The organism is Blautia massiliensis (ex Durand et al. 2017), assembly GCF_001487165.1.
Taxonomy (GTDB): domain Bacteria; phylum Bacillota; class Clostridia; order Lachnospirales; family Lachnospiraceae; genus Blautia_A; species Blautia_A fusiformis.
The window spans coordinates 1,286,053-1,297,725 of sequence record NZ_LN913006.1 but is presented as its reverse complement, the minus strand read 5'-3'; the positions used below and the strand labels follow the sequence as shown (position 1 = coordinate 1,297,725).

The window sequence follows — 11,673 nt, the reverse complement described above, 5'->3', positions numbered from 1 at the left end:
GGATCACCACCGGTTCTTAATTTTGTTCTGCAGGTTATAGAGAATATTCAAAGCTTCCATTGGTGTCAGATTCCCGATCTCCAGGTTTTTGATCTCTTCAATGATATCATTGTCCTGTACCGTGTCAAACAGTGACATCTGTGCCATATCTAACTGATCATAGGTGATCTTCTGCTTTTTCTTTGGAGCAGTCAGATCTTTTACAGCTGCAGTGATATCTGCATCACTGAGCTCCTCTACCAGCTCCTTGGCACGCTGGATCACGGAATCCGGAACACCGGCAAGCTTGGCTACCTGGATACCATAGCTTTTATCTGCTCCGCCTTTTACGATCTTACGCAGGAATACGATATCGTCGCCTTTTTCCTTGACAGCGATACAGTAGTTGTTGACACCGGAAAGCTTGCCTTCCAGTTCGGTAAGCTCATGATAATGGGTCGCAAATAAGGTCTTGGCGCCGCAGAGTTTGGTGTTGCTGATGTGTTCGATCACTGCCCAGGCAATGGAAAGGCCGTCAAAGGTACTGGTTCCACGTCCGATCTCATCCAGGATCAGAAGACTTCGGGAAGTGGCATTACGAAGAATGTTGGCAACCTCTGTCATCTCCACCATAAAGGTACTCTGTCCGCTTGCAAGGTCATCGGATGCTCCCACACGGGTGAAGATCCGGTCAACCACACCGATATTCGCACTGTCCGCAGGAACAAAGCTTCCGATCTGTGCCATTAGTACGATCAATGCTGTCTGGCGCATGTATGTGGATTTTCCGGCCATATTCGGTCCTGTGATAATGGAGATACGTTTTTTGTGGTTGTCAAGATACGTATCATTTGGAATAAACATATCGTTTTCGATCATCTGTTCCACAACCGGGTGGCGGCCATTTCGGATATCAATGAGGCCGGTCTCATTGATCTTGGGCCGGACAAAGTTATTCCTCTGTGCAACCAGTGCAAGGGAAGCAAAAACATCCAGAGCAGCTACTGCCTTTGCAGTACGCTGGATACGGACAACCTCAGCTCCAACCTGATCACGGATATCTGAAAACAGTTCAAATTCCAATGCATAAAGCTTATCTTCCGCTCCAAGGATCAGATCCTCCAGATCCTTCAGCTCCTGGGTGATGTAACGCTCTGCGTTGGTAAGGGTCTGTTTGCGGATATAGTCCTCCGGCACGAGATCCTTGAAGGTGTTGGTAACTTCCAGGGAATAGCCGAATACACGGTTATATTTGATCTTCAGGCTCTTAATACCGGTGCGTTCCCGCTCTCTTGCTTCCAACTCAGATAACCACTTCTTTCCATCTGTCCGGGAGCGGCGGAATTTATCCACATCTTCATTATAACCTTCCCGAATGATACCACCGTCCTTCTGGGCAAGGGGCGGATCATCAGCAATGGAATTACGGATCAGAGTGGTAATGTCTGACAGTGGATCCATGTCTTCATTGATCTGCGTAAGCAGCGGAGAGTTAAATTCTGCAAGGATCTGCTTTATATAAGGCAGCATTTCCAGGGAAGAGGCAAAGGAAACCAGATCTCTTGGGTTGGCAGATTTGTAGCTGATACGGCTTATCAGACGTTCCAGATCGTAGATCGGATTTAAGTATTCCCGGATCTCATCACGATCCATAGGTTTTGCGTTCAGTTCTTCCAGGGCACCAAGTCTTTTTTCGATTTCCTCTGCATCGATCAGAGGCTGCTCCACATAAGAACGAAGGGTTCTTGCACCCATGGCAGTTTTGGTTTTATCCAGAACCCAGAGAAGAGAACCTCTTTTCTGCTTTTCGCGCATGGTTTCCACAAGCTCCAGGTTACGACGGCTGGAGCTGTCGATGAGCATATATTTTTCAGCAGAGTAAGGGCGGATGCTTGCCATATGGGAAAGTGCTGTTTTCTGTGTTTCCTTCAGATACAGGAACAGTGCACCGGAAGCAATGATCCCGCTGTCATAATCTCCGATCCCGAGACCTTCCAGATTTCCGACGTGAAAATGCTCTTTCAGGGTTTTCTGGCACAGCTGGTCGTCAAAGTACCAGGGATCCAGAGCAAATACACAGATCCCAAGACGCCCCTTCAGATCCGCTACATCCACACCGCTTAAAAGAAAGGCGTCGTTGCAGATGATCTCGGCAGGTGTGAATTTATTGATCTCATCCAGAAGCTTCTGTGGTTTATCCAGTTCTGTGAGAAAACAGTCACCGGTTGTGATATCTGCAATTGCACAGCCAAAATTCTCTCCAATGGAGACAATGGACATCAGATAATTGTTTTTGGACTCGTCAAGTGACATGGTATCCAGAGTAGTTCCCGGTGTGACAATGCGGACAACCTCTCGTTTAACAAGACCCTTGGCTTTTTTCGGATCTTCTACCTGTTCGCAGATGGCAACCTTATAGCCCTTTTCGATCAGCCGGTTGATATAAGTTTCCGCAGCATGAAAAGGAACGCCACACATGGGCGCTCTCTCTTCCAGTCCGCAGTCTTTTCCTGTAAGTGTAATTTCCAGTTCCCTGGATGCAGTCAGTGCATCCTCAAAGAACATTTCATAAAAATCGCCCAGACGGTAAAAAAGGATACAGTCGCTGTACTCTTCTTTGGTCTTTACGTATTCTTTCATCATCGGTGATAATTTCCCTGTGTTAACTGGAAACCCTGTATTTACGCGGCTTGTAGATGCTTTATGTTCCTCTTTGACCCACTTTTGACCCATTTTTTTTTCTTCTTCAGTGTTTCTTGTTTTTTCCAAATATTTAAACCTCTTCCTAAAATCTCATTTCATCAGCAAAATCAGCTTTCTTTTCCATACTTTTCATCATACCGTTTGTATTCATCTTTTACATACCCCTGTTCAAGATGCGTATAATACTCTGTCATTTTCTGAGTAGAATGACCGCTGATTTTACCTACCGTAGCCGGTTTCATTCCAGATTGTACACATCTTGTTACAAAAGTATGACGAAAGCTATGTGGAGTTACATCTAACATTTCTGCTTCTCGACCTTCTTTTTCAGCCTCTAATGCTTCTTGCTTATTTACAATATTTTTGATTCGCTCACATTCATCTTCAGCATTGCCAGGAAGATAACTCATTCCTGTTGATGTTGTAAATATCAGTCCAGGATATTTTTTTAGAAGATCATTTCCAGTTCCCCATTTCTTGCCTAACACTTTTTTGTCCTGATTCTGTTTTTCTTTCCAGCTCAAAAAGGCTTCAATTGCAATATCTGGCAGCGGAATTATTCTGACACTTTTCTTTTTTTTCGGTGATGTAATCTGTGTAACATAATACGGCTCAGCAAGTTTCTTTCCCTGCTTGTCATAATACAATTTGACTCTGTTTAGCGTTTTGTATACACGAAGATATTTTTCATCGAAATTGACATCTCTCCATTGTAAGGCAAGCACTTCGCCTATACGCATTCCCGTATGCATCAAAATCAAGAAAAGTTCCTCATAACGGTCTCCTTTAATGGTTTCCAAAAAGCGATGGCTTTCGTCTGTACTAAGACAATTCTCTTTTACATCCAAAGCTTCTTCTGTAGGTTCTGCCAACACTTCTCCCGGTGCCTCAACGGAAAGCTTAACTTCTGCTGTAGGATCCGATGGAATCATTTTACTGGCTGCTGCCCTCTCAAACATTTGATGCACGACACTTAATGATTGCTTGATTGATGTAGGAGCGTATCCTTCATCCTCCAATTTTTTAATCATGTCAAGAATATGTTCCGGTTTGATATCTACCAGTTTCATGTAACCGATGTATTCTTCCGTTCTTCTAAAACCATCTTCATAATTTCTTATCGTGGTTGCTTTAAGATTCCGAACCTTATAAAGTTCCATCCATTTCTCATACCATTTTGAAACGGACATACTCGAATCAAAGCCTGGAACACCTGGGAGAACCTCCGCTAAATACATGCTTCTTTGCTTTCTCACTTGCTGAAGATTTGTTCCATAGATAGAAAAAGGCGGTTTGCCAGAACCCTTAATTGTGATTCTGGCTTCATACCGCCCATCTTTTCTTTGTCGGATTCCCTTACCTATTTCTTTTCCTTTTAGATTTTTTCCCATAACATTACCATCCTTTTTCTAATAACAATAGATGATCATGCATGGCACTGGACTTAATTTTAACACAACCCCAAAAACCTTTCAAGACTGCCGATCTATCCATTTCTGAAATTTTTTCTTATCAATCAGGGTTCTTCGCCCAATTCGTACCATGAAGGTATTATTGTTCATAAGTGTTCGCATTGTTTTCTCAGAAAGCCCTGTCAGTTCACAGGCTTCCTTAACTGATATAAGAATCTTATCGTTATCTGCTGCCGGTTGTTTCTTTTTATGTATCATATATAATTACAGCCAATATCTGCAGGCAGATGATATTGGCTGTTCCTCCTCTCCTATGGATTCTACAAACGGACTTCCTGCGAGTCCCTGTGATTTTGTTTTATTTATTGTGCTGCTTTTTTACATAATATTCTACCGCTTCCTGTAAGCTGCATCCGCTCCGACGACTTTTGCTTACTACACTATTTTTACTTATCTTTAATTTTTCGCAGCATTCCTTAAGCGATGGATAAAGGGTTCCATGATAATCAAATTCAGGATTATCCAGCATCTTTTTTCTTTTTCTTGTCATAAAATGCTCAAATGATTCTTCTATGGAACAATTTTTATCTCTGGCTCTCTGCCTTACACACGCATCCTCAATGCCATATTTTTTGCAGCATGCTCGGAGGCTGGGGTATTCCATCCCCTTAAATGTAAACTTCTGTATCCTTTCTTCTATTATCTCTTTGTTTGCAATAAAATGTTCCAACGATTCATCTGTGCTGCACCCTAATCTATACTTTCTTGAAGATACGCTGTTTGCATTCACACCATAAACCTCACAGCATTCTTCCAACGTTTCATAGCTTTTATTTCGGAATACAAATTCATTTTTCTTTGTCACTATTTTTTTCTTTATGAAATGATCCAGGGCCTCTTCTATACTACATCCAGTCGAGGAAGCCCGGTTACGGACACTGGCGGCACGAACATCATACTTTCTGCAGCATTCAGCAACACTTTGATATTCTTTTCCCTTATATACAAATATCTTTTTTAGTTCATCCGCATTGCTTTTTTCTATAAAATGTTTTACAGCCTCTTCCCAGGTGCAATGAATCCGCCATGCTCTGGCCCGTACACTGGTTTCATTAATTCCGTATATCTCACAACACTGTCCAAGGGAAACATATTTTTCCCCTTCATAAAAGAATGGTTCTTTTGCGCGGTGCCTTTTTTTTGATATTACCTTGTTTCCAGAATTCTCATCATTTTCGGTGGATTCCTGTGGCACGCAACCTTCCATATGAGAAACATTTTTTTCCAACGTCTCTGGCAAGGAGCTTTTGGTTCTATAGGCAGCACTTCTTACAATTTTGGGGTTCAGGCCATACGCGAGACAACATTCCGTGAAACTATTGTATTCTTTTCCCCGGAATGCAAAGATTCTTTGTTTTTTAGATTTAATGTAATGTGTAATCGCACGTGTAGAAGAAACTCCATTCTTTTCCATATACAAACGTACGGATATAGGATTTATTCCCAATTCTTCACAGCATTGAGGAAGTGATGGATACTTCACTCCATGATATGTGATTTCATGTGCCTTTTTCCATTCTATTGCCCGTTCAATTGCTTCCTGTGGTGTGCACTTTCGATTCCAAATATCTGTTTTAACGGAAGCTTCGTTTATATCATAAAATTCACAACAAGTCTTAATGCTGGCCCATTTTCGATTTCGGAATATGATCTCTTTACTTTTTTTCAATTCAATAAAATGTGTAATCGCTTCTTCAGTTCTACATTTATATTGATTCTGATACGCCATTACACTACGGTAACATATTCCATAAAAGTTACAGCATTTATGCTTACTTTCAAAAGTTCTGCCATTGTACACAAATTTGAATTTCTCCATGTAATTTGATCTGATTTTACGTGGCATAAAAACTTCTTTCCTCCTTTTATCGTGATTGGATCTGATACATGTTAAAACATTTTGCTAAACAAAAAAAGACACTCCAAGAGTCCATTTTACTCTTTTTGTGTCTTTATCGGTTGATCCGCAGACGCGGTATAAAGTATAAAATTCTGACCCCGTATCAGAATAAAATTTTGTGCAATCTGTTTTGCAAAATGTTTAATTTTATCGTATCATTCCAGATTCTTAATGTCAATTTCATGAACGTCTTTAGATAGTTTCAACAGAGTAGTATTTTACTCGCATCTCTGGAAACATATACATTAGCTGTTGCATAATGTAAATGCCCCTCCGGTCTTTTCACCGGAAAACAGGACATTTACAATAAGCTTTTTATATTCAGCTCAGACAAAAATTACATACATCAGAATTGGAAATGAAATAAACATAAGCCCAAAATCAACAAAGATCAATACCAGCCAAAGCAACTTTAATTTTTCCTCCAAAGCTCATCCTCCGTTTCGAGTATATTTAAGAAATTACATAAAATCCCTTATACTTAAATAAAAGAGAATTTCAGAGCGGTTTCCGTAAATATCCCAGAATTTTCACAGGAATTTCATTTTTACTGTTAAAGTTACTTTTGTGATATATCAATCTGCTATTATGCGGCCTGTTCTTCCAGTTCCTGATTCCCTGCCTCCATTAAATCTTCCTCCAGAATTTCAGCAAGCAATTTGTTGCAATACCCAACACCGTTTACACGAACGCCTTTGCTGCGGAGCTCGTCAATCTCTTTTTTCCTAAGACTCTGACTTTTTACAGCCAGTTTATAATCTTCTTTTGCCAGTTTCTTTTTTAATTGTTTCTGCCATTTTACAAGAAAATCCCTTGCAAGCTCGATATCTTCATTCTGCTGGTTATAAAAAGTGCGTGTCTGCCTTATGGTTCCATCCGGTTCCACTTCAAGCGTATAGTATGCCTCCGTTGGTTGTTCTGCCGTTCTCAAAAACAGGATATAGGATTCCTGCTGGCTCATTCGTTCATAATAGGTTTCTGTATTATTTACGCAGTGATGCATCAGTTTTGCTTCATACAAAATATCATCCACTTTTTCCGGCACAACGATCCGATACTCTTTGTCCGCATATTCATATTTTTTCAAATCCCTGCATATACGATTCAGACCTGGATATTTCTTTTCCAGCTCTCCGGCTCTTAAAATCAAATCTTTTGCTTCTATCTCTTTTATCATTTCATTATGTCTCTGCATGAGCTTTCGTGCACGGTAGATAACAGAATCCTGCACATTCACTCCGACCCGAATTGCCATATTGAGATAATCCTTCCATGTTTTGATCAGGTTTTTCACGGATTCCCCACTTTCTGCTGCCTGCTTTTCCAGATAATTTTTAATCTGTAAAGGAGCCATACGATCCATAATGAACATAAGAGCCGCTGGTTTAAGTTTTTCCAGGCACATCCATGAAATCACATCGTCACAGATCAACTTGTTTTGGGTTTTTTCAAGCAACAGCCATTGAAGAAAAATCTCTCCCCCATTGTTTGTACGTAACCTTTTCAAGCGGAACCTGTCAATTCCCAGTGCTTTTCCAAGGTTTCCGGAATCTTTACAATAAATCTGTGCTTTATTATCCATAATGTCTTCTACGAGATGATAAAGTCCTGCTTTAATGAGCCGTTCCAGATAAGGTCTTTCTTTAACCATTTCAAAAAAACTTACCGGATCTAAATACTTTTTGGCTTTTGCATATTCGTAGAATCCTGTCCTACGGAATGTCCTGTTTTTAATGCCATACAGTGATTTTCCATAAATATTTCCCATATTATATTTTTCATATGTCATATAGCCACCGTAACCTGGATACAGTGGAACCTGTAATTTACCCTGGATCCATCGGCTTTCTTTTGTCCAATGATGACGGCCAAAATAATATTCTTTTGTATTTAATTTTTCATCATACAGGATTCTCCGGCGCTCAAAGAAAGAATATACTGGTTTTTTATATGAGCTGCTTACTATGAGCATCTGAAGCTGGAATTCTCTCAAAACAAACACATTATCTCCACAGGTCTGAAGCAGGTATGCAGTCTCTTTTGGGGTTTCTATATTTTTGGCCCGGCCTAATGCTTTATATTGAATCTGATGTCTGCATTTTGGGCAATGCCCCACTGCATTATGGTGAGGATGGCTGATTGGAACTTCGCTTTCACACCAGCTACAATATCCTGTCTGATCTTTCCTGCGGCTGTAATGATAAAAGATAAAATTCTGGGTAACTCCAACTTTTTTCTGCCATCTCAGCCAGTCTTTCGGAATTTTTGGAAGTCTATCCATACACTGATCCCAGCTTGTCAGAATTTTTTCATATTTCATTCCCAGCCTCCGGTGTCTCTGCTCACGTTGATATACATACAGTGCATAAAAAGCATCGTCATATTCACTTTCAAGATACTTTTGGATCAACGCTGTATCCGCCTCTTTCATATAAGAATTTTCCTGATATAACCATTTTGAGAAAATGGTCTTATCCAGCATACTATCTGACCATTTCTTTGTCCGGTAATCATACCCTTTAAAAACATCGTTCTTTTTATCAATATATAATGTATATACAGGTTTCCGACAGTCCATGGAAAGATATTCTGCCAGATAAAATGCTACCTTTAAAATATTGTTTTCTACTTCTGCACGTAAATATAGCCCCCTCTGATAAATCAGCTGCTCCGTATAGTATCCTTCATCTCTTACTGGCACATCTTCTTTTGCAAGTTTTATCAGTTCATCCGTAGCTTCCAGCAATTTCATGTTACGCAATTCTTTTTTATTCATATCCGTCCTCTCCTTCATTTTCTGCTGCATATAATGTCATTTTCTCTTTTCTGCTCAAATGCAGCAGGGGAACTCCCTGCCGCATCCACTTTATCCTTTTATTTACGCCGCTATTTCAGTAGGGCTTTCTTCGTTTTCTGCCGATTCCACTGGTAGGTCCATTAAGTCTTTCTCTAAAAGATCAGCCAGAAGTTCCCCAGCAAATGCTCCGCCATGGACAACTACATGCTTATCACGTATCTCCTGATAGTTCTGCTGCCTGAGCTTCCTGCTTTCTTCTGTGCTCTTACGATCTTTTTTGGTTAATCGCTTCTGAATTTCCTTCTGCCACAATGTTAAAAAAGAAGTCACCTTATCAATGTCCTTATTTTGACGGTTAAATTCCGCACGTTTTTGCCGGATGGTTCCATCTGGTTCAACTTCCAGTGTATAAAACGGTACTTTCGGATTCTCTTTTTCCCGCAAAAACAGGATATAGCTTTCCTTTGAAACGATCCGGTCAAAATAAGTATCCGTCTTATTTACACAGTGATGAAGAGTATCACCTTCATATAGGATGTCATCGATATTCTTTGGCGCAATGACCTGATATTCACCGTCACTGAACTCATATTTTTCTTTCAAATCAATGAGATGTTTCTGAAATCCGACATACTTTTCTTCCAGCTCCCTGCGTCGGATTCCGCGTTTCATTTCTTCTATCTTCAAAACCGCCTCTTTATGGCGCAGTTGAAGATCTCTGGTACGGTAAATAATGGAATCATGTATATCCATTCCCAGTCTTTTTGCCATAGAAAGATAATCGTTCCACACCTGCAGCACATGGCTGATATCATCCCCGGATTTTTCTGATTGTTTCACAAGATAATGTCGAATCTGGCAGATGCTCATCTGATCCAGAACAAACTTCAGGTCGTTTGGTTCAAATCCTTCTTTTACCATCCAGCATATTTCTTCATCCCCGATTGTTTTTCCTGTACTCTTTTCAAGTTGCAGCCATTTAAGTTCTTTTACCCCGCCATTCATATCTCGGAGTCTTCGAAACTCTTTCTTATCTACGGACAGGAATTCTGTTGGTTTTCTGCCTTTTCTTTTTATTGCATCTGCTGCCCTGTGGTCCAGTACATCATCAACTAACTGGAAAAGCCCCGCTTTTACAATCTGTTCCAGTACCGGATACGTTTTCCACAGGTAAAGATATTTTCCAGGATCTATCTTTTTCTGACCAAGGGCGTACTCACGCAGACCTGTTTCTTTTAATTCATGCCTGGACAGATCCGACAGGGTATATGGATAAACCATTCCTTTATATTGACTGTCACAGCAAGTATAATACCAAGAACTTCTACACGAAATCCAACGCATTTCCCGTTGTTTGAACAGATCATAAACGAAATTGGAAATTTCCTTTCCATTTGCAGAGAAGATTCTTCTCTGCTCTTCATGGCAGGTAGTTTCGCAATCTGTATAGCCGCCCTTTTTATACCACGTTCTGGCATGAAAGATCCGGAGCACAAAACCAGAAGTCTTGCGTCTCCTCTGGATAAGATAGACTCTGTACCACTTTGTACAAAATCTTCCAGACTTTCCCACGGAACGAAAAGTAATCGGTTGTCCACACACGTTACAATGTCCTTTCTGGTTATATTTGGGTGAACGGATTGGAACATGCTTTTTGCAATATGTACAGTATCCTTCTGTAGCACCATTTTTCTGATACTTGTAGAAGATATAGTGTTCCGTAATTCCATATTTTGAAACCCATCCGATCCAGTTCTTAGGCAGTCCAGATATAGTTTTCATCACTTGGTCCCATGAATCTGTAAGTTTTTTATCATGACGTATCCTTTGTTCTTTACGGATATTCGCCTGAAACTCTTCCAGTGCCCGGATTGCAGGTTGCATTGTCTTTAAATATTTTTGGATGACCTTTGTATCACAGTCATTTACATAGATGTTGCCAAGATTAATCCTTACATCCCATAAGATACTTTCAAGAAGTGCCTTTCTCCATTTTTTTAATTTTTCATCATAGGTTATAAACCGTCTCTCTTTTCTGCTGATAAACAGACGGTACCTTGGAAAGTTTATATTCTCCTCAATATCCGTTACGGCAAACAGATACACTTTTAAAATTCCTTTTTCTACTGCTGCCCGACAATACATCCGATATTTTCCGGGTTCACCCCTTTTTTTCTCCAATGGACTCAAAGATATTTCAGTTTTCTTTGCATCGGCGATATGTCTGTTCATCACTTTTAATGGTTTTAATTCCATCAACCTCTTTTTTCTCATAACTCCACCAGCTTTCCAGTCACATCAATCCATGCTTTCTCCGGATATTTCTGACCATCGATACAGATGACCCCAATTTCCAGTATCTGGCTGTTACCAGGCTGCTCCTTTAAAAGTAACAGTAAATCGCCCTTTTGTCCTTTGGCTTTGGGGTCTTTTCCACGTACAATGCAAAATCCGTTGCAGCTGGTCCCGTTTTCTTTTGCAACATGGGAGTTCCATTTCCGGTTTGGATATTTCGCCATGTAGGCAGCTCCATGTAATAACAGGCTTCTCAATTCAATTTTCTTTAACAGGCGCATCTTTGTGCAGGAGATTTTTGAATCTTCTCCATCTTCATCCAAATCCCCTGATGCATCTACTATGTAATACACGGAATTTTTCCAATTCGGATAATAGCAGAGACAATCCAGTGGGTTTTCTGCACAATGAAATCCATTTTGTCTACAGTTTGCTTTTTCCGTTTCATTTATGCCATACTCCTGAAACTGAAAGCCCCGACATTTCAAATCCTTTTGAAATCCTTTATATGCGATCATATCCTTCTC

General features: G+C 40.3%; 7 protein-coding genes. All 7 read right to left on the bottom strand.

Features of this window, described 5'->3' with window-relative positions; translation table 11 throughout:
* Positions 1–3 precede the first annotated feature (3 nt).
* The 7 genes from mutS to BN3261_RS06920 all read right to left on the bottom strand — a co-directional run bounded on the left by mutS (position 4) and on the right by BN3261_RS06920 (position 11,664).
* Entirely contained in the window at positions 4–2,622 is a 2,619-nt protein-coding gene (mutS, locus tag BN3261_RS06950; protein WP_110925872.1) for a DNA mismatch repair protein MutS, read from the bottom strand.
* A gap of 167 nt (positions 2,623–2,789) precedes the next feature.
* Entirely contained in the window at positions 2,790–4,073 is a 1,284-nt protein-coding gene (locus BN3261_RS06945) for a tyrosine-type recombinase/integrase (RefSeq protein WP_021925869.1), read from the bottom strand.
* Positions 4,074–4,154: 81 nt separating this feature from the next.
* Positions 4,155–4,352, bottom strand: coding sequence for a helix-turn-helix domain-containing protein (locus BN3261_RS18385; RefSeq protein WP_055066219.1), 198 nt, complete (start codon positions 4,350–4,352; stop codon positions 4,155–4,157).
* Positions 4,353–4,452: 100 nt separating this feature from the next.
* On the bottom strand, positions 4,453–6,000 hold the full coding sequence (locus BN3261_RS06935; RefSeq protein WP_059085842.1) for a hypothetical protein: 1,548 nt from the start codon (positions 5,998–6,000) through the stop codon (positions 4,453–4,455).
* Between the two features lie 640 nt (positions 6,001–6,640).
* A complete protein-coding gene (locus BN3261_RS06930; RefSeq protein WP_235812355.1) occupies positions 6,641–8,830 on the bottom strand; it encodes a PcfJ domain-containing protein in 2,190 nt (729 codons plus the stop codon).
* A 102-nt stretch (positions 8,831–8,932) separates the two neighbouring features.
* Positions 8,933–11,125 (bottom strand): PcfJ domain-containing protein, encoded by a 2,193-nt coding sequence (locus BN3261_RS06925; protein ID WP_059085840.1) that lies wholly within the window; start codon positions 11,123–11,125, stop codon positions 8,933–8,935.
* Positions 11,122–11,664 (bottom strand): DUF7666 domain-containing protein, encoded by a 543-nt coding sequence (locus BN3261_RS06920; protein WP_059085839.1) that lies wholly within the window; start codon positions 11,662–11,664, stop codon positions 11,122–11,124. Before BN3261_RS06920 ends, BN3261_RS06925 begins: the two co-directional genes overlap by 4 nt.
* Between the last annotated feature and the right edge of the window lie 9 nt (positions 11,665–11,673).